Raw genomic sequence first — 25,048 nt, 5'->3', positions numbered from 1 at the left:
CGGGGACAGGGGCGATGCTCGGCACGGGTCACAAGCGGGGAACGCGTGTTCCGCTCCTCAACGTGGCATTCGCCTCGGCCCTCGGGCTGGTGCTGCCGGGCCTCCTGGTCTGCGGCATCGTCGTGCACCGCTCCATCCTGTCGGAGGAGCAGGCGCGCGAGAGCCCGAGCCGGACGATCCTTGAGGACGCGAGCGGGGTCCTCGGGTGGCTGGTCACCGAGCAGGTGGCGCTGCTCGCCGCCCTCGCGGGGCTGGGGGCCGCGCTTTCCGCGCTGGTCCTGCTCCGGATGCGCGCGGCGCAGCGGGCGGCCACCCTCGCCGAATCCGGGCGCGCCGAGCAGGAGCGCCGCCACCGGGTCCTCGCGGAGGCGCTGCCGCAGATGATCTGGATCCTGTCGCGGGAGACCGGCGCTGCGGTCTACGCCAACCCGCATTGCCCGGTCCCCGCCGCCCCGCCCGGGCCGTCCGCGCTATGGCATCCGGACGCGCACCCTGACGACGACCCGGCGGTGGCGCGGGCCTGGCGGGAGGCGCGCGACGGCGGCCAGCCGCAGACCCTGCGCTGCCGCCTGAGGGACCGCGACGGCATGGTCCGATGGCACCTGCTGTCGCTGCGGCCGATCGGCGACGGGCCGGCCGGCCGGGAATGGCTGGCGACGGCGCTCGACGTCGACGACCTCGCGGCGGCGCGCCAGCATCTCGAGGAAACCACGAAGCTCCTGCGCCTGGCCCAGGACGCCGCCGGCGCCGCGGCGTGGGAGTGGGATTTTGGTGCCGGCGGCTGCATCGCCCACCTCTCGCCCGAGGGCGCGCGGATGCACGGCCTCCCGGTGCCGCCCGCGGCCGCCGAGGCGCCCGTCCGGATCTCGGTGGCGCAGTGGGAGGCCCGCCTCGTTCCCGACGACCTGCCGGCCGTGTGGGGCGCCATCCAGGCCGGCCTCGCCGAGGGCCGTTCCTTCTCGGTCGATTTCCGGGTCCGCTGCCCGGATACGCCCGGCGGTCACCGCTGGATCCAGTCCCGCGGCCGCGCCGTGCTGGACGATCGTACCGGGCAGCCGGTCCGCTGCGTCGGCCTCCATCTCGACGTGACCGCACGCCGCCTCGCCGAGGAGGTGCTGCGGACGCGCGAGGCGCGGCTGCGCCTCAGCGAGGAGCGGCTGGCGCTCGCCCTCGAGAGCGGCCGCGACGGCCTGTGGGACTGGAGCCTGCCGACCGGCGACATCTGGATCTCGGACCAGTGGCGCGCCGCGCTCGGGGGCGGCTCCCGGATCCTCGGGGCCTTCCGGTCCATCGCCGATCCGGAGGACCGCGCCCGGATGGTCGCGGCCCTGCGCCAGCACCTGCAGGGCGCGGCCGAGAGCCTGGAATGCGAGATCCGCCTGCGCGGTCCCGACGGCGCGGCCCGCTGGGTGCTGGTGCGCGGACGGATCGTGCAGCGTGCGGCGCAGGGCCGCCCCGAGCGCGTGGTCGGCACGCTGATCGACGTCTCGCATCGCCGCGAGGCGGAGAGGCGCATCGCCCACATGCTGCACCACGACGACCTCACCGGCCTGCCCAACCGGGTGCTCTTTCGCGAGCGCCTGGCCGCACCCCCGGAGGCGGGCCGCGCCCGGGCGGTGCTCGCCTGCGACCTCGACCGGTTCAAGGCGGTCAACGACGCCCTCGGGCACCCGGCCGGCGACCGGCTGATCTGCGCCGTCGCCGACCGGATCCGGGGCGCCCTGCGCGACGCCGACCTCGTCGCGCGCCGCGGCGGGGACGAGTTCGCGATCATCCTGTCGGGCCTGTCCGGACAGGACGAGGCGGGTGCCCTCGCGGACCGGGTGGTGCGCGCGGTGGCCGAGCCGATCGACCTCGGCGGGATCGCGGTCGATGCCGGGATCAGCGTCGGCGTGGCGATGCACCCGGAGGACGGCACCCCCGCCGATGAGGTGTTCAAGCGCGCCGACATCGCGCTCTACGAGGCGAAGGCCGCCGGCCGCGGCACCTACCGGGTCTTCGACGCCGGGGCGCAGGCCCGCGCGACCACCCGCAGCCAGCTCGCCCTCGACATGAAGGACGGGATCCGGCGCGGCGACTTCCGGCTGGTCTATCAGCCGGTGATCGACCTGACGACGAACCGCGTGACCAGCTTCGAGGCGCTGATGCGCTGGCAGCACCCGTCGCGCGGCCCGGTCCCTCCGGGCGACTTCATCCCTGTCGCCGAGGAGACCAGCCTGATCGTGCCCCTCGGCGCCTGGGCCCTGAGGGAGGCCTGCCGCGAGGCGACGACCTGGCCGGACCACGTGCGGGTCGCGGTCAACGTCTCGGCGCTGCAGTTCCGCACCGGGCTCGAGGAGGCGGTGATCCAGGCACTCGCACTGTCGGGCCTGCCCCCGTGCCGGCTCAAGCTCGAAGTGACCGAGAGCGTGCTGATGACGAAGTCCGAGCACGGCCTCGCCACCCTGCACCGTCTGCGGGCCATGGGCCTGCGCATCGCGCTCGACGATTTCGGCACCGGCTACTCGTCCCTGAGCTACCTGCGCCGCTTCCCCTTCGACAAGATCAAGATCGACCGCTCCTTCATCAGCGACATCCACGACCCGGACGCCGCCGCGATCGTGCGGGCGATCGTCGGCATCGGCGAACGGCTCGGCATGGGCATCACTGCGGAGGGCATCGAGACGCCGGACCAGCTCGCCCGCATCCGCCAGGAGGGCTGCACCGAGGTCCAGGGCTTCCTGTTCAGCCGGCCGCTGCCGCCCGACGAGGCGCGCCGCTTCGCCGAGCGCGACGGCGGTGTGCCGGACGGGATCCACGGCCGGCTCCTGCGGCGGGCCACGGGCTGAGCGCGCCCTGCCCTCCGGGGCGGAGGGCTCATCAGGCTGAGCCCTCCGCCGCCAGCGTGCGCCGCAGCCAGTCGACGAAGGCCGCGGCGGCGGGGGAGAGCGGCCGGTCGGCCGCCGGCAGGACCGCGAAGCCGTCCGGAAAGACGTGGAAGCCGCAAGGCGCGACGAGCCGGCCCGCCGCCAGGTCGTCGCGCACCAGGAGCCGCTCGACCAGGGCGATGCCGAGGCCCGACAGGGCGGCCTCGATGCACAGGCCGTTATGCGGGAAGGCGATCTCCCGCTCCGCCACGACGCGCCAGCCCGAGGCGGCCTCCCAGGCCGGCCAGGAATGCGGGGTGTAGTCGTGGCCGATCCGGGTCCCGGCGAGGAGCCGCCCTCCATCCGCCAGGGCCGGATGATCCGGGGCGCAGACCGCCCCGAAGGCCACGTCGCCGAGGCGGATCGCCCGCGCCTCGTCGCGGATCGGGTGGGCGAGCCGGTCCCAGGTCAGGACCAGGTCGGCGCCCTCGTCGCGGATCTCCCGGGCCGAGGTCATCGAGAGCCGCACCTGCACCGTCGGCCGCTCGCGGTAGAAGCCCGACAGGCGCGGCACCAGCCAGCGCATCGCGAAGGTCGCCCCGCAGGCGAGGTGGACGGTCGGGCCGCGCCCGGCATCGCGCAGGCGCTGGTAGCCGCGCTCGAGGTCGTCGAGCACCCCCGCCACAACGGTTCGGAACGCCTCGCCGGCCGGCGTCAGCCGCAGGCCGGTGCCGGCCTTCTCGAACAGGGCGGTGCCGGCATGGTCCTGCAGCGCCCGCACCTGGCGCGACACCGCCCCGTGGGTGCGCCCGAGCTCGTCCGCCGCCCGGGTGATCGAGCCGAGGCGCGCCGCAGCCTCGAAGGCGCGCAGCGCGGACAGGGGCGGCAGGTGGCGCATGGTCCCCTTCGTGAGCGTCGCGCACGAAGCGCGCTGAAGAACTCAATATACGGAGCAGACCCAGTCCGGTAGCAGGGGAGCGTCCGACACAGGAGGAGACTCGTCGTGGCCGCCACCGTCATCCCGTTCCCGCTGCACCGCGTCGCGGGCTCGCCGGGGAAGCCGACCGTGAGCCGCGCGCACGAACCGCATCTCTCCGGCATCGCGATCCTGCGGCGCTGGCTGCGGCGCTGGACCGCCCGCCGCCGCCTCGGGCACGACCTGCCCTTCCTGACTGACGAGACCCTGGCGGATGTGGGCCTCACCCGCCGCGAGGCGCTGGCCGAGGCGCGCCGCCCGTTCTGGCAGGCCGGCGCGTGCGACGACTGACTTTACAATTTTTATGACTATTCTAGTCTATCTTCCTTGGATCCTTTGAATTTCTTTTGGTTATCGAGTAGGTCGGCTCAGGTGCTTGGAATTCCTTTAGAAATACAAATCTGAACGAATTCCAGGCTTGAATAATATTTTGTCTCTCATTTTTCCTAATGGCCCATGTGACATTTATAAATCCAATTCTTTCAAGCGATTTTCTCATGTCGTGCAGCGCCTCAAAAGGAAATAAGCCCACGCGCTCGTCAGATTCTTTTACGTTTCTATAAACTGATCTCATGTTATCAATCGTGCTTGATATTGCGGTGTATGCTTCACCGAAATCTTTCTGTGTCGGCGACTGTAAGTGGGTATATTGTAATAATTTGCCTTTAGCCTCTACCGACATCTTCCATAATTCTCTTAGCGAGGCAATAAAAATTTGCCTTCGAGAAAAGCAATACGCAAGATACGCTGCTGCTGCCGCGATTAACATCGAAGAAAATTCCTTCATAAACACATAAATTTCTCCACTCAAATGTCCATAGACAGCGCGAGAAAAGCTGGTTTTATCTATGATTGCCAGCACAACTAAGCTCAGGAGATAGAAAATAACTATTGCGCATCTTGTTTTAAGTTGTTTCTTTGTCATGTCAGGTCCTCAAGGAGATTTACTGGATAATTTACATTTTTCAACAGATTGGAATCAAGGTGGTTTTTGATATCCTAATCAAGGTTGTGCTATGGTCAGCACGAACGATAAGGATGGGGTTCGTTTGCGTTCAGGAGGCCGGTTGACCGGCCGCGGCACCGCTGCCAGCCTGATCCGGCACGGGGCCGCCGGACGTGCCCCGCCGGGAGGATAAATCGTGTCCCTTCGCTTTCGCGCAGCCGTGCTGCACCACGCCCCCGTCGCGCGGCCCTACGCCGAGACCCGGCCGCTCCGCATCGAGACGATCGAGCTCGATCCGCCGGGCCCGGACGAGGTGCTGGTGAAGATCGCCGGGGCCGGGCTGTGCCACTCCGATCTCTCGGTCATCAACGGCGACCGGGTGCGGCCGGTGCCGGTGGCGCTCGGGCACGAGGCGTCCGGCATCGTCGAGGAGCCGGGGGCCGGCGTGACCGACCTCAAGCGCGGCGACCACGTGGTGATGTCGTTCGTGCCGACCTGCGGCGGCTGCGCACCCTGCCGCGAGGGGCGGGGCGCCCTGTGCGAGCCCGGCAACGCCGCCAATGCCCGCGGCACCTTGCTGTCGGGTGCCAAGCGCATCCGCTGCGACGGCGCCGAGGTGAGCCACCACAGCGGCGTCTCGGCCTTCGGCGAATATGCCGTGATCTCGCGCCGCTCGATCGTGAAGATCGACCCCGAGGTGCCGCTCGTCGAGGCGGCCCTGTTCGGCTGCGCGGTGATGACCGGCGTCGGCGCGGTGGTGAACACCTGCCAGGTCAAGATGGGCCAGACCGTCGCGGTGGTGGGCCTAGGGGGCGTCGGCCTCTCGGCGCTGATCGGGGCCGTCGCCTGCGGGGCGGGCCGCGTCGTCGCGGTCGACCTGTCCGAGGACAAGCTCCGGATCGCCCGCGAACTCGGCGCCACCGACGCCTTCCTGGCCTCCGACCCCGACGCGGTGGCGGCGATCCGCGACGCCACCGACGGCGGCGTCGATTACGCCCTCGAGATGGCCGGGTCGGTCAAGGCCTTTGACACCGCCTACCGGATCACCCGCCGCGGCGGTACCACGGCGACCGCCGGCCTCGCCAACCCGAACCACACCTTCACCCTGCCGCCGGTCGGCCTCGTCGGCGAGGAGCGGGTGGTGCGCGGCAGCTACATGGGCTCCTGCGTCCCGGCCCGGGACATCCCGCGCTACATCGCCCTGTACCGCCAGGGCCGCCTGCCGGTGAACAAGCTGATGACCGGCACCCTGACCCTCGACCAGATCAACGAGGGCTTCGACCGGCTCGACCGCGGCGAGGCGATCCGCCAGGTCATCGCCATGTAGGGCATCCCCGCAAGCCCCTCCGTCACGCGAGCTGCCGTCCGACCCGCGCCGGGATGATCGCCGGTGCGGCGCGGCAGCGTGTCGGGCGGAGCACGCCCCCGGGTTTTTCTGCGCAGAGCCGGCACGCTCGGCCGTTCCGGCGGTGGGGCGCGGTTGTGCTGCACTTGTCGTTGGGCGCGCGTCCATGCATCGATGGCAGATCTGCCGCGACGAGGGACCGGCTCCACCCGGCCCGAAGGACTTTTCACCTAAGGACGTGTCATGGGGCTGTTTCAGGATGCCTTCTCCCGGTTCGGCCGGGTCGTCATGTCCTATGCCGGCGACATCGCCTTCCTCCATGCCGCCTGCTCGGCGGCCGCGACCGTGATCCTGGCCGATCAGGAGATCGACGAAGAGGAGATCGAGACGGCGCTCAAGGACCTCAGCAACAACCCGATCCTGCAGAAGTCCTACAGCGTGCTGAAGCTGGAGCAGGAGCTGCACGAGGCGATCGCCCGGGCGAAGAGCCGGGCCGGCCGGGTCGAGAACCTGCGTTTCGTCGGCGCCATCGCCGACCGCCCGCTGGAGCAGCGCCAGGACGTCTTCCTGATCGCCGCCGACGTCGCCGACCAGGGCGGCATCAGCGAGCTGGAGCACAAGGCCCTCGGCGAGATCGCCGGCGTGCTCGGTGTCGAGAAGGCGGCTTTGCTGGGCGTGTGAGGGCCTGACGCCGCGCGTTACCGCCATATCTCCTCCCCAACCCGAAGGATGGGGAGCGTGTGGCGATGGATGTCGGATTTCTCGGGCTCGGCCGGATGGGCCGGCCGATGGCCCTCAACCTGGTGAGGGCGGGCCACCGGGTCCGGGTCTGGAACCGCTCGGGCGAGGCCGCGGAGGCCCTGCGCGCCCACGGCGCCGAGCCGGTGGCGACCCCGGCCGAGGCCTTCCGGGGCGACGCGGCGGTGACGATGCTCGCCGACGACGCGGCCCTGCGCGCCGTGATCGTCGAGGGCGGGCTGCTCGACCAGGGCGAGAGGCCCGGGCTCCATATCGGCACCAGCACCATCTCGGTCGCGCTGGCCGAGGAACTCGCCGCCGTGCACGGCCGGGCGGGCGTGGCTTACGTCTCCGCTCCGGTGTTCGGCCGGCCCGACGTCGCGGAGGCGGGAAAGCTCAACATCCTGGCGGCCGGCCCGGACGAGGCGGTGTCCCGCGCCCAGCCGCTCTTCGACGCCATGGGAGCCAGGACCTGGCGCTTCGGCGAGGCGCCGGCCCGGGCCAACGCGGTCAAGCTCGCCGGCAACATGATGATCGTCGCGGCGATCGAGGCGATGGGCGAGGCCGCCGCCCTGACGCAGGCCCACGGGGTGAGCGCCGCCGACCTCCTCGACCTCCTGACGAACACGATCTTCGCCGCCCCGGTCTACAAGAACTACGGCGCGTCGATCGCCGCGGGCCGCTACGAGCCCCCCGGCTTCGGCCTCGCGCTCGGCGCCAAGGACGTGCGCCTGGCGCTCGCCGCGGCGGAAGCCGCCCGGGTGCCGATGCCGCTGGCGAGCGTCCTGCGCGACAGCCTCCTCGATGCGCTCGCGCATGGCGACGGCGAGAAGGACCTGGCGGCGCTGGCGACCGTGTCGCTGCGGCGGGCAGCACGATAATAACCATTCGGTGACGAAAGCGGACAAGGCGACCGCCACATATCCACCCCACAACGTCATCCCGGGGCTCGACGCAGCCGAGAACCCGGGATCCATAACCGCCGACGTTGGGGAAAGAGGTGAAATGGGGTCCGCTTCATACTTGGGGGTCAGCGCTTGTGGATCCCGGGTTCCGCTGCGCGGCCCCGGGATGACGTCGTGAGTTGTGGAAGCGCCGGCCCGACTTGCGGTCAGGCTCGACAAGATCGTCGGCTTCACGCCCCCGGATCGTTCTCCAGCAGGATCGGCTGCCCGTGCGGCGTCGCCGCGGCCGCCCGCGCGAAGGCGGCGCGGCGCTCCTCCAGGGCGGCCGGGCTGGTGAGTCCGCGCGCGGCGATCAGCCCCTCGATCGTCTCGAGCCAGAGCGCGTAATCCGCCGTCCGGTCGCCCGCCCGGCCGAGGGCCGCGGCCCATTCCGACCAGGTGAACAGGCCGGCATCGTGCAGCGACACGACGAGCGCGAAGGTCTGCGCCTCCCAGGGGGCGGCGAAGACCGGGCTTTCCGGCGGGCGGCTCATGCGCGGGAGGTCCCTTCGACCGCCCGGGCCGGCTCGAGGTAGCTCTCGAAGGCGTTGACCGAGACGGTCAGGCCCGGATCGGCGTCCTCGCCCCACAATTCGATCGCGGAGAAGCGCACGGTGTAGAGCCATTGCGGCGCCTCGCCGGCGAAGGCGGCGTTCGAATCCGGGAAGACGAAGCCGCCGTGGATCCGCTCGACGAGGCCGGTGCGGCCGCGGACGTAGCGCGGCAGCCGGGTGTGGCCGGCCGGGTTGACGACCTTGGCCCGCACCTCGTCGCCGACCGCGAAGCGGGCGGGCGTCTCCACCGGGCGGTCGCTCGGGAAGCCGCGGGCGAAGAGCGGGGCCACCTCCTCGGCCTTCAGCACCCGGTCGATCGGGGCCGGCGGCGTCATCGCCGCGCCGGCCGCGAGCTCGCCGGCCTCGACGAGGCCGTGCTGCTGCACCTGCTTCTCCAGCGCCCGGAACCAGATCCGGTAGTAGCTCGAGGTCAGGTACTCGCCGGGCGGCAGCGATTCGCGGGCGGCGCGGCTGGCGTCGAGGTTCCAGGTGCCGGTGGCCCCCATCGCCATCGCCATCGCGAAGACCCGGCGCTCCCAGGGCGCGTGGAACCGGGGCTCGTCCGCCTCGAGGCCGAGCGCCCCGAAGCCCTGCATGCCGCCGAGATCCTGTCCGCCGTTCATGCGCGTGCCCCCTGGTCGGGGCTCAGCGGGAGCCCGGTGCCGATCATCGCATCGCGGGTGACGAGGTCGGCGAGCGCCGCCTCGTCGAGGCCTTCCGTGCCGGGCGGGCGCATCGGCAGCACCATGTAGCGCAGCTCGGCGGTCGAATCCCAGACCCGGATCCGCGTCTCGGCCGGCAGCACCGTGCCGAACTCGGCCAGCACCCCGCGCGGGTCGATGACGGCGCGGGACCGGTAGGGCGGCGACTTGTACCAGACCGGCGGCAGGCCGAGCACCGGCCAGGGGTAGCAGGAGCACAGGGTGCAGACGACGAGGTTGTGCTCCTCGGGCGTGTTCTCGACCACCACCATGTGCTCGCCGCCCCGCCCGCCGACGTCGAGCTCGCGCATCGCCGCGCTGCCATCCTGGAGGAGGCGCGCCTTGAAGGCGGGATCGACCCAGGCCCGCGCCACCACCCGGGCGCCGTTATGCGGCCCGACCTTGGTCTCGTAGGTCTCGATCAGGGTGTCGAGGGTGGCCGGATCGACGTAACCCTTCTCGACCAGGATCGATTCGAGGGCGCGCACCCGCAGGTCCATCGGCGACAATTCGCTGCCGTGCGGGTGGTCGTGGTCATGGTCGTGATGATGATGGTCGTGGCGATCGTGCGAGTCGTGGTCTTGCGCCATGCGGAGCCTCCCGGAGCCTGCGAGGATACGCGCGCGGATCCCGCGCCGCCACCGTCACGGACGCACGGCCGGGCTCTCCACGGGCAGGGGCGCGGCGCGCTGCATCAGGTAGAGGGTAAGGGCCACCGCCTCGGGCGATCCGGGCGTGAACGGCTCGGCCCGCATGCCGGTGAGGCAGTTGCGCAGGCGCCGCTCCAGCGAGCCGAGGTCCTGCCATTCGAGCCGGTAGAGCGGATAGCCGTTCGGATGTCCCTGCGGGATCGTGCTGGCGCCGAGGCGCCGGCCCCAATGGGCATCGTGGCAGGCGGCGCAGGAGAAGCCGAGCTGGCCCATCGGCGTCTCGAACAGCGCCTTGCCCTCGGCACGGGCGGGTGCGAGGCGGGGATCGGACGGGGGCGCGACGGGCAGCCCGCGGGAGAGGTTGGCGAGGTAGGCGGTGAGCGCCAGGAGGTCGCGTCCCTCCCGCGGCAGCGGCGTCGCCGCCTGGTGGCGGGTGCGGCAGAGGTTGACCTGCCCCTCGAGGTCGACCGGCCGGGCCGTCGCCTCGTCCCAGGCCGGGTAGCGGGCCGCGACGCCGCGCATCGCCGCCTCCGTGTGGCAGCCGGCGCAGGCGGGCGCAGCGGGGGAGGGGGCCCGCGCAAACAGCTCCGCCCCGTCCTGCACCCACAGCATACCCGGATTGGCGGTGTCGTCGGCTTGCATCGCCCGCGTCTCGGGGGCCATCTGGTCGAAGCCGGAGCGACGCTCAGGCACCGGGATGCCCTGCGCCGCCACCCCGCCTGCGAGCAGCGCCGCGCCGAGCAGCGGCGCCGCGCGGACGCGGCGGCCGAGCGTGCGTCCTCGCGTTCTGCGCATGCTGGGGGCGTTCCTCGTGGCCGACCGGGGTTCGGGGGCGAGCCTACAATGCGGCGGGCGCGGTTGCACATCGGGCCCGCTCTCCCCGCTCGCGACGGCGCATAGGGCTGTCGCTCTCCCTCGCCTCTCTTGCGCTCCACTCTTCCGCTCGCCCTCTTGCCCCTTGCCGCCCTGCTGGTCATCCAGGTTCCGCCGCCGGGACCCGAGACGACGCGGCGGACGCGCCTGCCGGTGCACCGTCCCGGTGCCGGCCGTCGGCGTGGCCTCGGCCCGTCAGGGATGCAGCGACGCGCCCTTCGTCGCCTTGTCGACGTCCTTCTTCGGGCCGTGGAGGGCGAGGCCGACGAGGTCGGGCGCGTCGGCCGGCTCGGCGCGGAAGACCTCGCGGTTGGCGGCGTCGTGGCCGGTCTCGAACATCGCCCGGACATAGGCGCTGCGGGTGAGGTCGCGCTGGATCGCCTGCTGCCAGGCCCGCTGCAGCACCTCGGCACTCGCGGCGAAGATCAGCATCGGCTGGCCCAGCAGCCGGGCATGGCGGCGGCCGGCGGCATCCAGATACGGCTCGCCCATCGCCTCGGGCGCCGCGCCGGCGATGCCGGTCGCCAGGAAGGCGGTGACGTTCAGCTTCTGCCACACGGCCAGGTCCTCGCGGACCAGGATGGCCACCTTGGTGTCGAACATCGTCGAGGCTCCCTGCGGGTGATCCGCGCAGGCCTAGCCGAGCCCGAGGGCGACGTCTGGAACGTTCGTGCGCCCGGATCTGTAGGCGGCAGGCGTGAGCCCGTAGGCACGCCGGAACCAGCGGCCGAGATGGCTCTGGTCGGCGAATCCCGCCGCGAGCGCGGCCTCCGCCGGCGGCACCTGCGCGCGCAGGAGCGCCCGGGCCTGGGCGAGGCGCAGCTCGACCAGGCAGGCATGGGGCGATGTGCCGAAGCGCCGGCGGAAGATGCGGGCGAGCTGGAACCGGTCGGCGGCGCCGGCGGCGCGGGCGAGGTCGTCGAGGCCGAACGCGGTCGCCGTGTGGGCGCGCAGGAAGGCCATCGCCCGTTCCGCGATTACGGGGTCGCCCTCGGGTGCCGGGGCGGAGGCCGCGGCGCCGAGGTGGCGGCGCAGCCGGGCGGCGAGATCGTCGAGGGCCGCGTCGGTCCCGAGCGGCGACGCGGCGTCGAACACCGCATGGCAGGCATTCCGGATGGCCCCGCCGAGGCGCCGGTCGTCGGCGAGCGTGCGGCGAAAGCCGAGGCCGGCATCGCTGCCGCCCATCGCGCGGCGCAGCCAGCCCTGCGGCAGGTACAGCATGCTGTAGCGGAAGCCCGGCTCGGTCACGGCCCGCCCGTCGTGGCGCTCGCCCGGCTCGATCAGGATCACCCGCCCCGCCGTGCTCTGCCGGCGCGCGCCGCGGCAATAGAAGTCCTGCACCCCGGCATGCGTCACCCCGACCAGCCACTCGTCGTGGTGGTGCATGTCGTAGGCGTGGCCGAGGAACCGGGCCGTCACCGCCTCGATGCCGGTGGCGCGGTCGCGCCGGAGGTGGACGACGCCGCGGGGCGCCGCGGCGGGGCATCGCGATGGGGAAAGATGATCGTCGTCCAATGCCCGTCCCACCGGCGTCGTTCGGCTTCTCCCACCCGCGACCTCAGGATGGGGTCGCGGGTGGGAGCGGTTGTCGATGAAAGCCTATCAAACGGCTTTCGGGATGGGAAAGCTGTCGATCACGCCCCCGTCCGCACCGCCCGCCCCACCGCCAGCGCCAGCACCAGCCCGACCCCGATCACCGGCACCACCAGTGCCTCGAGCCCGTAGCCCCGGTACGCCAGGCCGCCCGCCACCGCCCCGGCCACCAGGGCGAGCCAGGTGCAGGCATCCGGCACCCACCCGAAGGCCGGCCCGGTCCCGGTCGCGGCCTGGGCGAGGGTGTGGCTCAGGCTGAACAGGGTGCCGGTCACGAAGGTGACGCCAGGGCGAAAGCCCGCGCTCCGGCGCAGCGCCGCGTTCTGCGCCCCCATGGCGGCGGCGAGCAGCGCCGCCGCCGGGCCCTGGAAAGCCGGGCTGAGCACCGTGGAGAGCGCCACGACGAGGAGCCCGACCTCGAGGCCCAGCACCGCGGCCGAACCCCAGCGGCCCGGCAGGCGCAGCGAGACCAGGCTGCCGGTGAACCCGCCGGCCAGGAAGGCGACGAACAGGAGGCCGATCTCCCAGGCGACCGGATGGCCCGCTTGCGCCAGCGAGACCGCGAACTGGGTCGAGTTGCCGCTCATGAACGAGGTGTAGAGCCCGTCGAGCCGCAGGAAGCCGACGGCGTCGACGAAGCCGGCGGCGGCGGTGAGGAGCAGGCCGGAGACGATGTCGAGGGGGTGGGTGTCGCGCATGCGGGGAGAGTTCAGGCTTCGGGCGCGGCACTCTCCTGCGTGAGGGCGCGGCGCACCAGCATCAGGTCGGGATCGGACGGGTCGGTCCTTACCGTAAAGCCGAGCTTGCGGCACATCGCCAGCATGGTGGTGTTCTCGCGCAGCACCTGGCCCTCGACCACCTTCAGGCCCTCGGCCCGCGCCCAGTCCAGCATCAGCCCCATCAGCGACCAGCCGAGGCCGAGGCCCTTGAGGTCGGAGCGGACCAGGATCGCGTATTCGCCGGTCTCGTGGTTGGCGTCGGCGTGGAGGCGCACCGCCCCCATCATCGTGCCGGTCGCCTCCTCGATCGCCACGAAGGCGATGGCGCGGGCGTAGTCGAGCTGGGTCAGGCGGGCCAGGAAGGCGTGGCTGAAGTCGCGCACCGGCGCGAAGAAGCGCAGGCGCAGGTCCTCGGCGCTCACCTGCCGGAAGAAGGCCTCGAACAGACCCTCGTCCTCCGCCCGCACCGGCCGCACCAGGATCGCCTGGCCCTCGAGGTCGATGCGGCGTTCCCAGGCGCGCGGATAGGGGCGCACGGCGAAGCGGGCGTGGCTCGGGCCGGTGCCGGCGTCGCGGCGGCGCTCCGGCGGCAGGGGCGCGACGGCGGCGCGGGCGTCGAGCGCGATGACGCCGTCGCGGTCGGCGAGCAGCGGGTTGATGTCGAGCTCGCGCAGCTCCGGCAGGTCGGCGGCGAGCTGGCCGAGCTTGACCAGCACCAGGGCGACCGCCGCCTCGTCCGCGGCGGCCACGTCGCGATAGGCCTTGAGCCGGCGCGCCACCCGGGTGCGGCCGATCAGGTCGGCGGCGAGCCGCCGGTCGAGGGGCGGGAGCGCCAGCGCCCGGTCGTCGATGACCTCGACGGCGGTGCCGCCGCGGCCGAACACCACCACGGGGCCGAAGACCGGGTCGTCGACGAGGCCGGCGATCAGCTCGCGGGCCTGCGTGCGCCGCAGCATCGCCTGGACGACGAAGCCGGTGACCCGGGCCTCCGGCCGCTCCGCGGCGACCCGGGCCAGCATCTCGGCCGCGGCATCCCGCACAGCCGCCTCGCTCGACAGGCCGAGGCGCACGCCGCCGACATCGGACTTGTGCACCACGTCCGGCGAGACGAGCTTGAGCGCCACCGTGCCGCCCGCCGCGATGATCGGCCAGGCCGCCTCCGCCGCGGCATCGGCGTCGGGCACCAGGGTCACCGGCTGGGTCGGGATGCCGTAGGCGGAGAGCAGGTCCGCCATCTCGCGCGGGTCGAGCCAGGTCCGCCCCTCGGCGAGCACGCCCTCGACGATCATCCGGGCCGCACCCGCATCCGGCACGAGGTCGTCCGGCAGCACGGCCGGAGTGGTGGTGAGGTCGTCCTGGGCCTCGCGGTAGCGCACGAGATGGGTGAAGCCCTCGACCGCGTCGGCATCGGTGGCGAAGCGCGGGATGCCGGCCCGGCTCAGGATCTCGCCGGCGACCTCGTCGCCCACCGTCACGGCGAAGACCGGCCGGGCGCGAAAGCTCCCTTTGCGGCCGCGCCTCACGGCCTCGACGATCTCGGTCGCGACCGCGCTGCCGCCCGAGAGGGCGGTCGGCACGTTGATGACCAGAACCGCGTCGTTGTCGCGGTCGGCGATCAGCGCCTCCAGGGCCGCGGCGTAGCGCGGCCCGTCGGCATCGGCCCCGATATCGACCGGGTTGCGCCAGGCCTCCGGCTCCGTCCCCGGCACCGCGGCGGCCAGGCGCCTCCGCGTCTCGCCCGAGAGCCCCGCCAGGGTGCCGCCGAGGTCGATCAGCCGGTCGACCGCGATCGCCCCGACGCCGCGGCCATTGGCGAGGATCGCCAGGCGCCGGCCCGGGAAGGGACGCTGGCGCCCGAGCGTCTCGACCGCGGAGAACATCTCGTCGAGGTCCTGCACCCGCAAGAGCCCGGCGCGGCGGAACGCGGCGTCGTACACCGCGTCGGTGCGGGCGAGAATGCCCGTATGGGTGGCGGCGCGCCCGTCGAGGATGCGGGCGCCGTCGTGCCGGCCGGAGCGCAGCACCACCACGGGCTTTGCCCGCGCGGCGGCCCGGGCCGCCGACATGAATTTCGGCGCATCCGCGACGGTGCCGATCGACAGCAGGATCGCCCGGGTGTGGACGTCGGCCGCGAAGTGGTCGAGGCAGTCGGCGATGTCGACGTCGAGCGCGTTGCCGAGCGACACGATCCCCGAGAAGCCGGTGCCGCGTCCTTGCGCCCAGGCGACGATGCCGGCCGCGACCGTGCGCGACTGCGAGATCAGCGCGAGGTCTCCCGCGAGCGGCGCCCGGGCGAGCAGGCTGGCGTTCAGCGCCGCGCCCGGCATCGCCAGCCCCATGCTGTCGGGACCGACGAGGCGCAGGGAGTGGCGGCGGGCGGCCGCCCGGGCGGCCTCGGCGAGGGAAGCCGGCCCGCTGCCGAGGCCGGTGGTGATGACCAAGGCCGCGCCGCAGCCCCGGCGCCCCGCCGCCTCGACCACGTCCGGCACCGTCTCGGGCGGCGTCACGATCACCACGAGGTCGGCGGGCTCGGGCAGGTCGGCGAGGGCGGCGAAGGCCTTCTCGCCGTCGACGCTGTGATGGCGCGGGTTCACCGGCCAGATCGGTCCCCTGAACCCGGCCTCGCGCAGGTTGCGCAGGATCGCGGCGCCGAACGCGTTCGGCCGCGCGCTCGCGCCCACCAGCGCCACGGAATGCGGGGCGAGGAGCCTGTCGAAGCGGTAGGTGCTCATGCGGGGCTCGCGTGTGGCGGGCGGTTCGCCCGGCAGGTAGGGCAGGGCCCGTGCAGGTCACGGGCCGGCAGGGGTGACCGTGCGGTGTCCCGGCCCCGGAGTGAAACAATCCTTCCTGCTGACATTGCTGCATTGCAAAATGTTTCTATTGCGGCGCAGCATGGCGCGTCCATACTGGCGGCTCCCGGCGAATCCCGGCTTTCCGGACGCGCTCCCCGCGCCGGACAGAACCCCCAGGACCACCGATGCGTCTCCTCGCCCTCACCTCTCTCGGCCTCGCCCTCGCCACCATGGCGGGCGCCTCCGAGCTGCGTCCGCGCCAGGCCCACAGCCTCGATCTCGGGCCGGTGCGCGGCTCGGCCTACTACACGATCGAGAAGGACGGCCTGCGGGTCGTCGCCACCCTGGCGCCGACGGACTCCGCCGCGGCCACGCCGCTGCGGGTCGTCACGACGCTCGCCTCCGACCAGGTCGTCAGCTTCTCGGTGCCCGGCACCCGCGACGGCGCCGCCGCCTCCGTGGCGTTCTCCCGCCGCGGCGACCGGGTCGAGGTCGCCTCGACCGGCTTCTGAGCGCTCACCCCCCGCGGGTCGCCGATCCGCGGGGACGTCGATTGCCCCGGCCTTGCCGCTGCGGCGTGCACGCCGCTTGTCTTGTCGGCCGATCTTTGCCACCTGTCCGCCGGTTTCAACCGACCTCGCGCACGGGCCCCAAGGATCGGGCTTCAAGGATCACGCCATGCCGACCCTCTCCCCCCTCTGGCGCAACGGCGCGCTCGCCCTCGGGCTCCTCGTGCCGGGACTCCTGCCGGGCGCCGCGCTCGCGCAAGCGCCGGCGCCTGCCGCCGCTCCCACCGCCGCCCCGTCGCCAGACACGGTGGTGGCCAAGGTCAACGGCGCGTCGATCACCGCCGGCGACCTCGCGGTGGCGGCCGACGACCCGGCCCTGTCGCTGCCCGGCGTCGACGAGGCGCAGAAGCAGGGGCTGCTCGTCGACTACATGGTCGACCTGAAGATCGGCGCCCAGGCGGCCGAAAAGGCCAAGGTGGGCGAGAACCCCGACTTCGTCCGCAAGCTCGCCTATTTCCGCGACAAGCTCCTCCTCGACGAGTACCTCGAGCGCGAGGCCAAGAAGGCGGTGACGCCGCAGGCCGAGCGGGCGCTCTACGACGAGACCGTCAAGGCGATGAAGCCCGAGGAGGAGGTGCATGCCCGCCACATCCTCGTCGACAACGAGGCCGAGGCCAAGAAGATCGCCGCGCGCCTGAAGGGCGGCGAGGACTTCGCCAAGGTCGCGGCCGAGACCTCGAAGGACCCCGGCTCCAAGGCCGAGGGCGGCGATCTCGGCTGGTTCACCAAGGAGCGGATGGTCGCGCCCTTCGCCGACGCGGCCTTCAAGCTCGAGGCCGGCAAGCTCTCGGACCCGGTCAAGACCCAGTTCGGCTGGCACGTCATCAAGGTCGAGGAGAAGCGCACCAAGCCGGTGCCGAGCTTCGACGAGATGAAGGAGCAGGTCGAGGCCTACCTCACCCGCAAGACGCAGCAGGACATCATCACCAAGCTGCGCGAGGGCGCCAAGATCGAGAAGACCGCGGCGGCGCCGAAGGCGGACGAAAAGAAGAACTGAGCGCTTAGATTCGCTTCGTCGAACAAACACACGAATCCGGTAAATCGCGGGATCCCCTCTCCAGGCGATGCCGGGCTTGCCCGGTATCGCTGCAAGGTTCGGGAGAAGGGTAGGGGCGATCGAAGACCGCGCAGGGTGGCTCGGCTTCCGCAAGAAGATCGAACCGTGCCACCGCCCGGCTCGACACTTCGGAACACTTCGGAACACTTCGGACGCCGAGCCATCCTCACGCGGGCTCTTCGATCCCCCAACCCCTCTCCCAGACGGGAGAGGGGGATCGCGCTAAGTCTTCGACGGCCGAGACCAAGTTCTACCGCAGCACCTGCGACAGGTTCGGCCCCCGCAACGCGGCCAGCGCCGCCATCCGCACCGGCGCGTTCGGCGCGCCGTACAGGTCGTAGCCGCCCTTGCGCTGCACGATCTCGAAGTAGAACCGCTCCTCGAACGGCGTCGTGTAGAGGTGCAGGAACTCGCCCTCGCCGACCCGGTCGTAGAGGATGCTCAAGCTCTGCATCCGGGCGATCAGCGCGTCGTCGAGGCCGAAGCGGGCCGCCACGTCGTCGTAGTAGTTGGCCGGGATCGGCAGCAGCGTCACGCCGGCGGCCTTCAGGCCTTCCGCCGCCGCGAAGATGTCGTCGGTGGCGAGCGCGATGTGGTGCACGCCGGCGCCCGCGAAGCTCGTGACGAGGCGCGCGGTGGCGGTGTTGCGGCTCTCCGAGATGTTGAGCGGCAGCCGCATGGTGCGCTCGGCGTTCGACATCGCCTTGCTGCGCACCAGCCCGTAGGGGTCGGGCAGCACCACCGCGTCCTCCGGCTCCAGGCCGAGGACCGCGCGGTAGAACAGCACCCAGGAATCGAGGTGGCCGTCGGGCAGGGCCTGCGCGACGTGGTCGACGCGCGTCAGCAGGCCCGCCGGTTCGGCGCCTTCCTCCATCACGAAGTCGCGCTCGAAATCGCCCCCGGTCTGGGGATCGGTGAGGATGATGAGGCTGCCGTCCGGCGCCCGGATCGACGGGAAGGAATTTTCGTCCGGCCCGATCCGCCCGCCGAATCGGGCGGCGCCGTAGGCCTCGGCGCGGCCGAGGGCCGCCAGCGCGTCGTCGGTAGCGATCGCCTGGGCGCAGACCGAGGGGCCGTGCATCAGGAAGTAGGACGAGGCGAAGGAATCCGGCTCGCGGTTGAGCACGATGCGGATCTCGCCCTGGCCGTAGAGCGTCACCGCCTTGCTGCGGTGCCGGCCGAGCCGCGTGAAGCCGAGCTGACCCAGCAGATGCGCCAGCGCCCCCTCGCAGCGCTCGTCCACCGCCACCTCGATGAAGCGGTGGCCGGAAATCGCCGGCGGCAGCGGCGGATCGAACAGCTCGACCCGGCGGCGGGGCCGCTTGATGGGAGAACCGGCAGGGGAGGGGCCTTGTGCCGCCGCCTCCTCGGTGCGGCGCACCCGCTCCTCCAGGAACAGCAGCGAGCGGTGCCCGTCGGCGGCGGTCTGGCGCGGGGGCGCGGCCCGCATGTCGTCGTTGAAGATCTCGAGCGAGATCGTGCCTGTATAGCCGCAGGCCAGCACCGCCTGGAGGAAGCCCGGCACGTCGAGGTCGCCCTGGCCCGGCAGGCAGCGGAAATGGCGGCTCAGGGTCAGCGGGTTCATGCCGATGCGCGGCGCGTCGGCGAGCTGGACGAAGAACACCCGCTGGCCCGGCAGCCCGGCGATGCCCGACCAGTCGTCGGGCAGCGCGAGGGTGTGGAAGCTGTCGAGGATCAGGCCGAGATGCGGGTGGTTCGCCCGCTCGACGATGCGCCAGGCCCGGTCGTAGGTGCGCACCTTGGTGCCCCAGGACAGGGCCTCGAAGCCGATCTTGAGGCCTCGTTTCGCCGCCCGCTCGGCGAGCTGGTAGAGCTGATCGGCCATCCGGGCGTCGTCGTCCGACACCTCGGTGCCGACGTTGGAGCAGACCAGGACGAGCGGCGCGCCGAGTTCCTCCATCAGGTCGAACTTGCGCTCGGCCCGGTCGAGGTTGCGCGTCAGCTGCTCGTCCGAGACGCCCTCGAAATCGCGGAACGGCTGGAACAGGTCGATCGAGAGGCCGAGGTCGGAGGCGTAGCGGCGCACGTCGCGGGCGGCGCCGGTGTGGAACAGGAGGTCGTTCTCGAAGATCTCGACCCCGTCGAAGCGCGCCGCCGCGATCGCCTCCAGCTTCTCGATCAGCGTGCCGCTCAACGACACCGTGGCGATCGACTTCCTCATCGTGCTCTCCCCCTCCGTGACCGCCGGCTCTCCATCGCAAATGGGGCCGGTTCCGTCGAGCCCGCACCGGCGGCCCCATGGCCCGCCGCTTTTTCGGGTTGACTTGAACGTACTGGTTCGTACATTTGGATTCAAGCGCGATGCAAATGCGCCATCCGAGGAACGCACCTTCGAGAGGAGCCCGCGCCATGGGCGCTGCCCGTCCCTCCATCCTGGCCGGCCTGATCGGGAGCGGCATCCAGGCTTCCCGCACGCCGGCGATGCACGAGCACGAGGGCGACGCGCAGGGCTTGCGCCTGCTCTACCAGACCATCGACCTCGAGCGCCTGGGCCTCGGGCCGGAGGCGCTGCCCGCCTTGCTGCAGGCCGCCGAGCGGATGGGCTTCTCGGGCCTCAACATCACCCATCCGTGCAAGCAGGCGGTGATCCCGCACCTCGACGATCTGTCGCCCGACGCGGCGGCGCTCGGCGCCGTCAACACCGTGGTGCTCCGTAACGGCAAGCGCATCGGCCACAACACCGACTGGTGGGGGTTCGCCGAGGCGTTCCGGCGCGGCCTGCCGGATGTGGCGTTGAACAGGGTGGTGCAGCTCGGCGCCGGCGGCGCCGGCGCGGCGGTGGCCCACGCCCTCCTGACCCTCGGCGTGCAGGACCTCGTCCTGTCGGACATCGACCCGGCGCGCGCGGCCTCCGTTGCCGCCGCGTTGTGCGAGCGCTTCGGCCCCGGCCGGGCGCGGGCCTGCACCGATCTGGCATCCGAGGTCGCGGCGGCCGACGGCCTCGTCCACTGCACGCCGACCGGCATGGACAAGTATCCGGGCCTGCCGCTTCCGGCGGAAGACCTCCATCCCGGCCTGTTCGTCGCCGAGATCGTCTACTTCCCGCTCGAGACCGCGCTCCTGCGCGAGGCCCGGCGGATCGGCTGCCGCACCCTCGACGGCGGCGGCATGGCGGTGTTCCAGGCGGTCGAGGCGTTCCGGCTCATCACCGGCCTGACCCCGAACCCGGAGCGGATGCTCCGGCACTTCGCCGAACTCGGGCAGACCGCCCCCAGCACAGCCGCCTGAGCCAACAGGCCTCGTCCTCTCTCTCCCCTCCCGCAGGAAACGCCCGATGACCTCCTCCGTCTTCCCCGTGACCGGCGCGGTGCTCGCCGAGCCCGAGACCGTGAAAACCCCCAGGAAGGCCGCGCTCGCGAGCTGGATCGGCAGCGCGGTCGAGTATTACGACTTCTTCATCTACGGCACCGCCGCGGCGCTGATCTTCCCGAAATTGTTCTTCGCGCCCGACAACCCGCAGGCGGCGGCGATCGCCTCGTTCGCGACCTTCGGGGTCGCCTACATCACAAGGCCGCTCGGCGCGGTGGCGCTCGGCCATATCGGGGACCGCTTCGGCCGCAAGAAGGTGCTCACCTTCACGCTGCTCCTGATGGGCCTCTCGACCTTCATGATCGGCTGCCTGCCGACCTATGACCAGCTCGGCATCCTGTCGCCGATCCTGCTGGTCATCGCCCGCCTGCTCCAGGGCATCTCGGCGGCCGGCGAGCAGGCCGGCGCCAACTCGATGACCCTCGAGCACGCGCCCGCCGACAGGCGCGCCTTCTTCACCAGCTTCACCTTGAGCGGCACGCAGGCCGGGCTGATCCTCGCCACGCTGGTGTTCCTGCCGGTCACGCAGCTGCCCGAGGCCCAGATGCTGTCCTGGGGCTGGCGCATCCCGTTCTTCCTCAGCGCCGTCGTGGTCGCGGTCGGCTTCTGGGTCCGCCGCACCCTGCCGGAGACCCCGGTCTTCGAGAAGGAGCAGCAGGCGCACGCCCCCGAGACGGAGGGCCTGCCGGTCGCGATCCTGTTCCGCACCCAGTGGGCCGACGTGCTGCGGGTGATCTTCGCGGCGCTCGTCTCGGTGGTGAGCACGATCTTCAGCGTCTTCACCCTGTCCTACGCCGTCAACACGATGCAGATCGACCGGTCGACGATGCTGACCGTGCTGATCCTCGCCAACGTCGTGGCGCTCGGCGCGATTCCCGCCTTCGCGGCGCTGTCCGACCGCATCGGGCGCCGCCCGGTCTTCATCGTCGGCGCGCTCGGCTCCGCGGCGCTGATCTGGCCCTACATGTGGGCGATCAGCCAGGGCAACCTGCCGCTGATCTTCGGCTTCGGCATCCTGCTCTCGGGCGTCGTCTACAGCGCCGCCAACGGGGTGTGGCCGTCGCTCTACGGCGAGATGTTCGACACCAAGGTCCGGCTGTCCGGCATGGCGATCGGCACCCAGATCGGCTTCGCCCTCGGCGGCTTCGCCCCGGTCATCAGCGCGGCGCTGCTGGGCACCGGCCCGACCGGCTGGGTCCCGGTCGCGGCCTTCGTCACCGCCACGGCGGCGGTCGCGGCGGCCTCGATCGTCACGGCGCGCGAGACCTACCGCACGCCGATGGAGTTGCTCGGCAAGCGCTGAGGCGCCCCGCCGCGACCGGGACAGGCCCGCCGCCTCGGATTGCGAGGCGGCGGGCCTGTCCTGCTGTCGTCGACAGGAGCCCGGGCGAGCGCTCAGGCCAGCGGGATGTCGAGCACGAACTCCGCCCCCGGCCCGTCCGCCACGGTGCTCAAGGACCCGTCGAGCTGGCGGATCAGGCTGCCGATGATCTTGAGGCCGAGCGAGCGCTGGCGCGTCGACACCTCGAAGCCCGGCGGCAGGCCGACGCCGTCGTCGCGGACGCGGAGGCGCAGGCCGTCCGCCCGCACCGCCAGGCTCACCCGCACCGGCCCGGTGCCCTGGGGGTAGGCGTGCTTGACCGCGTTGGTCACCAGTTCGTTGACCACGAGCCCGATCGGGATCGCCTGGTCCGCGCTGATCACCTTCGGGTCCGCCTCGCAGGCGAGCGCGTGGCCGGGCGCCTCCTCCTGGAGCTTCGCCACCAGTTCGCGCAGGAAATCCGCGAGGTCGACCATGCCGACCTGGTGGATGCCGCGCCAGAGATGATCGTGCACCTCCGCCACGGTGGCGATCCGCGCGCCCGCATCCTCGAGGGCGTGGCGCACCTCGTCCGAATGCGCGTCGCGGGCCTGCAGCCGCAGCAGGCCGGCCACCACCCCGAGGCTGTTCTTGACCCGGTGGCTCATCTCCCGGGTCAGCTGCACCTGATGGTCGAGGGCGTCGCGCAGCCGCGCATCGCCCTGGTGGCGCTCGACCGCGATGCCGATCAGCCCGGCGAAGCCGGCGAGGAATTCCTGATCCGACCGGTCGAAGCCCTGTCCCTCGGTCCCCCAGGCCTCGATCACGCCGTAGGCGCGCCGGCTCTCGTCGCCGAGGGCGATCGGCACGTTGACGGCGTGGCAGCGATCGGCCGCCGCGAGGACCTGCGGCAGCTGCGCGTCCGGCCGGTGGAGCCGCGCGCCGTCCCGCGCGGCGCCGGTGCCGGGGCGAAGGCCGTTCGCCAGCACCCCGGCACCGGTGCGGAAGGCGTAGGCCGCCGGCGTCGCCTCGTCGGCCGCCGTCATCTCGGTCCCGACCCGGTCGGGCTCGAGGCCCGTGCAGGCCCGGATCACGAAGGCGTGGTCGCGGGCACGGTATTCCAGCACCTGGCAGCATGCGGCGCCGAGTCCCTCCGCGCAGAGCTCGCTCGCGCGATGCAGCAGGGCGTCGAGGTCGCGGGTCTGCAGGGCCATGCGGGCGAAGGCGCCCATCAGGGCCTGCTGCCGCAGCCGGTACGGCAGCTCGGCCCGGCCATTCCCGGCTTCCTGCGCCTCACGGATCGACCCGTCACTCGCCATGCACCGGGACTCTCGAAAAAACAGAATGTGCCTTCCCCTTGAGGCACGTCGGGAGGCCGGACTCTTACGCCATCCTGTCGCGAGCACAAGCTGAGCCGGCGGACGGACCCAGGCGGCCCGACCGCCACAGGGCCGACCGCGAGGCGCGCCATCCCCTGACCGGCCCAGGGTCCCGACCCCACCCGAAGGCCTAACCCCATGCGTCCCGGCCCGGTCCATGCTATGGAGCGGCCAGCACGACCCGGGCACGGAGCCCGGGCGCCGTGGGTCGCGGTCCCCGCCGCCCCGAGAAGAGGTTCCAGGGCATCGCCATGCAGGCTGAGATCCCGATGCGCCGCGTGACGGCGATCCGCTGCTATCCGTCAGGGGAGCGCGATCATCCCGATCAGCGGGTGCTCAACGTGCTGGAATGCGGCCACGTCGTCAGCTTCGAGGGCATGTACGCCGTCGCGGCCCTGCTCGCCAAGCGCCAGCTCTGCCTGAAATGCGCTGAGGAGGCGAAGGCCGCGGAACCGCCCCCGGCCGCCTGAGCGCGGCGCCTCAGTAGGTCGCCATCGCCTGGGTCATCATGGCGACGAGCTGGTCCGGATCGTCCGCGTGCTGGATGCCGGCGACGATCAGGAGACACACCGCCAGGGCGAAGACAAGGTAGGCCAGGACAGGCGTCAGGGCCTCGGCCCAGTCCCGGGCGGCATGGATGGCGAGGCAACCCGCCGTGAAACCCGCCGCCTCCGCCACGGGGACCAGTTCGACCATCGCTTCGCTCCCATTCTCGCGGGCATGCTGCGCTGCAACATAAGTCGCGAGGCGGTATCGGACCAGCGCGTCCCGCGCAGTCGCCTCATGCGGTGCGGGCGATGGCACCCCGCTGCCGCAGCGCATCCAGAACCCGCTCGGCGAGGGTGTCGACGTCGTCGAGATCGGTCCGCAGGTGGATCTCGGGTGATTCGGGCGCCTCGTAGGGCGAGGAGATGCCGGTGAAGTCGGGAATCTCGCCCGCGACCGCACGGGCATAAAGGCCCTTCGGGTCGCGCCGCATGCATTCCTCGAGGGGCGCGTCGACGAAGACCTCGAGAAACTCGTCCGCACCGAACAGTCTGCGCGCCTCCAGCCGCTCGCGCCGGAACGGCGAGATGAGGGAGCAGATCACGATCAGGCCGGCTTCCAGCATCAGCCTGGCGACCTCCGCGGTCCGGCGGATGTTCTCCGCCCGGGCTGCGTCCGAGAAGGTAAGGTCCCGGTTGAGCCCGGATCGCAGGGCATCGCCGTCGAGCAGCATGGTGTGGCAGCCGCATCGCCAGAGCTTCTGCTCGACCCGGTCGGCAATGCTCGATTTGCCGGCGCCCGACAGGCCGGTCAGCCAGAGCACCAGGGGTCTCTGATGCTTGATCCGCGCCCGCGCATCTTTTCCGAGCGTGAGGACGGGCCGGTGGATCGCCGGTCGATGATGGGAGTGCGACAGAGCGATTCCTCCGCAGAGCATCGTTCGCGTGGGACCTCGCTGCGGCCCGGGAACCCGACCGATCGGCCTAATCCGCTCGTCGGAGGCCGGGGCGTTCTCCGTAAGTTGCCGCCACGCGTCAAGCGCTCTCGCACCTGCGGGCGCATCATCGCCACGCATCTGGCTGTGCTCGTGCGACCCCGGCCGACCATCCCACCCGTCCCGGCTCATCCGACCGATCGGCCTGTCGCACGATTTTCACGAAGGAGTTGACGGCCCGAGAATCGGGGCCTATACGACCACCCATCGGCGCCGGCCGCTTCCGCGGACCGGGCGCTGAAACGTCTTCTGCACA

Annotated in this window: 24 protein-coding genes; 10 read left to right on the top strand and 14 right to left on the bottom strand. The window is 71.8% G+C overall.

The window, feature by feature from the left end:
* The first annotated feature begins 14 nt into the window (after positions 1-14).
* The gene (locus tag EU555_RS21205; protein WP_135417231.1) at positions 15-2,828 is read left to right on the top strand and encodes a sensor domain-containing protein; all 2,814 of its coding nucleotides are present in this window, start codon (positions 15-17) and stop codon (positions 2,826-2,828) included.
* 31 nt (positions 2,829-2,859) lie between these two features.
* Here the strand turns inward: EU555_RS21205 and EU555_RS21200 are convergent, their stop codons facing one another.
* On the bottom strand, positions 2,860-3,744 hold the full coding sequence (locus EU555_RS21200) for a LysR substrate-binding domain-containing protein (protein ID WP_135417230.1): 885 nt from the start codon (positions 3,742-3,744) through the stop codon (positions 2,860-2,862).
* 105 nt (positions 3,745-3,849) lie between these two features.
* On the opposite strand from EU555_RS21200, the gene EU555_RS37105 reads away from it, so the two are divergent.
* Positions 3,850-4,113, top strand: a complete 264-nt coding sequence (locus EU555_RS37105; RefSeq protein WP_245524414.1) for a DUF1127 domain-containing protein — start codon at positions 3,850-3,852, stop codon at positions 4,111-4,113.
* A gap of 22 nt (positions 4,114-4,135) precedes the next feature.
* Here the strand turns inward: EU555_RS37105 and EU555_RS21190 are convergent, their stop codons facing one another.
* Entirely contained in the window at positions 4,136-4,747 is a 612-nt protein-coding gene (locus EU555_RS21190; RefSeq protein ID WP_135417229.1) for a hypothetical protein, read from the bottom strand.
* Between the two features lie 217 nt (positions 4,748-4,964).
* Between EU555_RS21190 and EU555_RS21185 the strand changes: the two genes are divergently transcribed.
* From EU555_RS21185 to EU555_RS21175, 3 genes are all read left to right on the top strand, one after another.
* The gene (locus tag EU555_RS21185) at positions 4,965-6,095 is read left to right on the top strand and encodes a zinc-dependent alcohol dehydrogenase family protein (protein WP_167858626.1); all 1,131 of its coding nucleotides are present in this window, start codon (positions 4,965-4,967) and stop codon (positions 6,093-6,095) included.
* A 261-nt stretch (positions 6,096-6,356) separates the two neighbouring features.
* A complete protein-coding gene (locus EU555_RS21180; RefSeq protein ID WP_135417227.1) occupies positions 6,357-6,794 on the top strand; it encodes a tellurite resistance TerB family protein in 438 nt (145 codons plus the stop codon).
* Between the two features lie 65 nt (positions 6,795-6,859).
* Complete coding sequence (locus tag EU555_RS21175; protein ID WP_135417226.1) at positions 6,860-7,732, top strand: NAD(P)-dependent oxidoreductase; 873 nt, start codon at positions 6,860-6,862, stop codon at positions 7,730-7,732.
* Positions 7,733-7,986: 254 nt separating this feature from the next.
* On the opposite strand, the gene EU555_RS21170 is transcribed toward EU555_RS21175, so the two are convergent.
* From EU555_RS21170 to EU555_RS21135, 8 genes are all read right to left on the bottom strand, one after another.
* Positions 7,987-8,289, bottom strand: coding sequence for a nitrile hydratase accessory protein (locus EU555_RS21170; protein WP_205820972.1), 303 nt, complete (start codon positions 8,287-8,289; stop codon positions 7,987-7,989).
* Positions 8,286-8,972, bottom strand: coding sequence for a nitrile hydratase subunit beta (gene nthB, locus EU555_RS21165; protein ID WP_205820971.1), 687 nt, complete (start codon positions 8,970-8,972; stop codon positions 8,286-8,288). Before nthB ends, EU555_RS21170 begins: the two co-directional genes overlap by 4 nt.
* Positions 8,969-9,640: a nitrile hydratase subunit alpha gene (gene nthA, locus EU555_RS21160; RefSeq protein WP_135417224.1), complete on the bottom strand. Its 672-nt coding sequence runs from the start codon at positions 9,638-9,640 to the stop codon at positions 8,969-8,971. Before nthA ends, nthB begins: the two co-directional genes overlap by 4 nt.
* Before the next feature lie 54 nt (positions 9,641-9,694).
* Positions 9,695-10,495: a sulfur oxidation c-type cytochrome SoxA gene (gene soxA / locus EU555_RS21155; protein ID WP_135417223.1), complete on the bottom strand. Its 801-nt coding sequence runs from the start codon at positions 10,493-10,495 to the stop codon at positions 9,695-9,697.
* A gap of 273 nt (positions 10,496-10,768) precedes the next feature.
* A complete protein-coding gene (locus EU555_RS21150; protein ID WP_135417222.1) occupies positions 10,769-11,176 on the bottom strand; it encodes a DUF2000 domain-containing protein in 408 nt (135 codons plus the stop codon).
* 33 nt (positions 11,177-11,209) lie between these two features.
* A complete protein-coding gene (locus EU555_RS21145) occupies positions 11,210-12,088 on the bottom strand; it encodes an AraC family transcriptional regulator (protein ID WP_245524413.1) in 879 nt (292 codons plus the stop codon).
* 119 nt (positions 12,089-12,207) lie between these two features.
* Positions 12,208-12,864 (bottom strand): YoaK family protein, encoded by a 657-nt coding sequence (locus EU555_RS21140; RefSeq protein ID WP_135417220.1) that lies wholly within the window; start codon positions 12,862-12,864, stop codon positions 12,208-12,210.
* 11 nt (positions 12,865-12,875) lie between these two features.
* The gene (locus tag EU555_RS21135) at positions 12,876-15,617 is read right to left on the bottom strand and encodes a bifunctional acetate--CoA ligase family protein/GNAT family N-acetyltransferase (protein WP_135417219.1); all 2,742 of its coding nucleotides are present in this window, start codon (positions 15,615-15,617) and stop codon (positions 12,876-12,878) included.
* A gap of 245 nt (positions 15,618-15,862) precedes the next feature.
* Between EU555_RS21135 and EU555_RS21130 the strand changes: the two genes are divergently transcribed.
* Complete coding sequence (locus tag EU555_RS21130; RefSeq protein ID WP_135417218.1) at positions 15,863-16,189, top strand: hypothetical protein; 327 nt, start codon at positions 15,863-15,865, stop codon at positions 16,187-16,189.
* A 166-nt stretch (positions 16,190-16,355) separates the two neighbouring features.
* Positions 16,356-17,243, top strand: coding sequence for a peptidylprolyl isomerase (locus EU555_RS21125; RefSeq protein WP_135417217.1), 888 nt, complete (start codon positions 16,356-16,358; stop codon positions 17,241-17,243).
* A gap of 310 nt (positions 17,244-17,553) precedes the next feature.
* On the opposite strand, the gene EU555_RS21120 is transcribed toward EU555_RS21125, so the two are convergent.
* Complete coding sequence (locus EU555_RS21120; protein WP_135417216.1) at positions 17,554-19,485, bottom strand: bifunctional sugar phosphate isomerase/epimerase/4-hydroxyphenylpyruvate dioxygenase family protein; 1,932 nt, start codon at positions 19,483-19,485, stop codon at positions 17,554-17,556.
* Positions 19,486-19,673: 188 nt separating this feature from the next.
* Here EU555_RS21120 and EU555_RS21115 point away from each other — a divergent pair, with 188 nt between their 5' ends.
* A complete protein-coding gene (locus EU555_RS21115; RefSeq protein WP_205820970.1) occupies positions 19,674-20,552 on the top strand; it encodes a shikimate dehydrogenase in 879 nt (292 codons plus the stop codon).
* Positions 20,553-20,598: 46 nt separating this feature from the next.
* Complete coding sequence (locus EU555_RS21110) at positions 20,599-21,936, top strand: MFS transporter (protein ID WP_135417214.1); 1,338 nt, start codon at positions 20,599-20,601, stop codon at positions 21,934-21,936.
* 92 nt (positions 21,937-22,028) lie between these two features.
* Here EU555_RS21110 and EU555_RS21105 read toward each other — a convergent pair whose 3' ends face one another.
* Positions 22,029-23,252: a sensor histidine kinase gene (locus EU555_RS21105; RefSeq protein ID WP_135417213.1), complete on the bottom strand. Its 1,224-nt coding sequence runs from the start codon at positions 23,250-23,252 to the stop codon at positions 22,029-22,031.
* Positions 23,253-23,515: 263 nt separating this feature from the next.
* On the opposite strand from EU555_RS21105, the gene EU555_RS21100 reads away from it, so the two are divergent.
* On the top strand, positions 23,516-23,782 hold the full coding sequence (locus tag EU555_RS21100; protein WP_135417212.1) for a hypothetical protein: 267 nt from the start codon (positions 23,516-23,518) through the stop codon (positions 23,780-23,782).
* 10 nt (positions 23,783-23,792) lie between these two features.
* Here EU555_RS21100 and EU555_RS21095 read toward each other — a convergent pair whose 3' ends face one another.
* Positions 23,793-24,008: a hypothetical protein gene (locus EU555_RS21095; RefSeq protein ID WP_135417211.1), complete on the bottom strand. Its 216-nt coding sequence runs from the start codon at positions 24,006-24,008 to the stop codon at positions 23,793-23,795.
* Between the two features lie 85 nt (positions 24,009-24,093).
* Positions 24,094-24,873 (bottom strand): adenylyl-sulfate kinase, encoded by a 780-nt coding sequence (gene cysC, locus EU555_RS21090; protein WP_281041297.1) that lies wholly within the window; start codon positions 24,871-24,873, stop codon positions 24,094-24,096.
* Positions 24,874-25,048: the final 175 nt, after the last annotated feature.

Origin of the sequence: Methylobacterium nonmethylotrophicum (assembly GCF_004745635.1) — a bacterium.
In the GTDB taxonomy this organism is placed as follows: Bacteria; Pseudomonadota; Alphaproteobacteria; order Rhizobiales; family Beijerinckiaceae; genus Methylobacterium; species Methylobacterium nonmethylotrophicum.
Note: the sequence above shows the minus strand (reverse complement) of the source record. Positions and strands in the feature narration are given on the sequence as shown.

Coding starts and splice junctions, on each gene's coding strand:
- EU555_RS21180 (WP_135417227.1), top strand. CDS start 6,357: ATGGGGCTGTTTCAGGATGCCTTCTCCCGGTTCGGCCGGGTCGTCATG.
- EU555_RS21190 (WP_135417229.1), bottom strand. CDS start 4,747: ATGACAAAGAAACAACTTAAAACAAGATGCGCAATAGTTATTTTCTAT.
- EU555_RS21115 (WP_205820970.1), top strand. CDS start 19,674: ATGGGCGCTGCCCGTCCCTCCATCCTGGCCGGCCTGATCGGGAGCGGC.
- EU555_RS21200 (WP_135417230.1), bottom strand. CDS start 3,744: ATGCGCCACCTGCCGCCCCTGTCCGCGCTGCGCGCCTTCGAGGCTGCG.
- EU555_RS21150 (WP_135417222.1), bottom strand. CDS start 11,176: ATGTTCGACACCAAGGTGGCCATCCTGGTCCGCGAGGACCTGGCCGTG.
- EU555_RS21135 (WP_135417219.1), bottom strand. CDS start 15,617: ATGAGCACCTACCGCTTCGACAGGCTCCTCGCCCCGCATTCCGTGGCG.
- EU555_RS21120 (WP_135417216.1), bottom strand. CDS start 19,485: ATGAGGAAGTCGATCGCCACGGTGTCGTTGAGCGGCACGCTGATCGAG.
- EU555_RS21140 (WP_135417220.1), bottom strand. CDS start 12,864: ATGCGCGACACCCACCCCCTCGACATCGTCTCCGGCCTGCTCCTCACC.
- EU555_RS21205 (WP_135417231.1), top strand. CDS start 15: ATGCTCGGCACGGGTCACAAGCGGGGAACGCGTGTTCCGCTCCTCAAC.
- EU555_RS21105 (WP_135417213.1), bottom strand. CDS start 23,252: ATGGCGAGTGACGGGTCGATCCGTGAGGCGCAGGAAGCCGGGAATGGC.
- EU555_RS21110 (WP_135417214.1), top strand. CDS start 20,599: ATGACCTCCTCCGTCTTCCCCGTGACCGGCGCGGTGCTCGCCGAGCCC.
- nthB (WP_205820971.1), bottom strand. CDS start 8,972: ATGAACGGCGGACAGGATCTCGGCGGCATGCAGGGCTTCGGGGCGCTC.
- EU555_RS21175 (WP_135417226.1), top strand. CDS start 6,860: ATGGATGTCGGATTTCTCGGGCTCGGCCGGATGGGCCGGCCGATGGCC.
- EU555_RS21125 (WP_135417217.1), top strand. CDS start 16,356: ATGCCGACCCTCTCCCCCCTCTGGCGCAACGGCGCGCTCGCCCTCGGG.
- EU555_RS21095 (WP_135417211.1), bottom strand. CDS start 24,008: ATGGTCGAACTGGTCCCCGTGGCGGAGGCGGCGGGTTTCACGGCGGGT.
- cysC (WP_281041297.1), bottom strand. CDS start 24,873: ATGCGTGGCGATGATGCGCCCGCAGGTGCGAGAGCGCTTGACGCGTGG.
- EU555_RS21170 (WP_205820972.1), bottom strand. CDS start 8,289: ATGAGCCGCCCGCCGGAAAGCCCGGTCTTCGCCGCCCCCTGGGAGGCG.
- soxA (WP_135417223.1), bottom strand. CDS start 10,495: ATGCGCAGAACGCGAGGACGCACGCTCGGCCGCCGCGTCCGCGCGGCG.
- EU555_RS21130 (WP_135417218.1), top strand. CDS start 15,863: ATGCGTCTCCTCGCCCTCACCTCTCTCGGCCTCGCCCTCGCCACCATG.
- nthA (WP_135417224.1), bottom strand. CDS start 9,640: ATGGCGCAAGACCACGACTCGCACGATCGCCACGACCATCATCATCAC.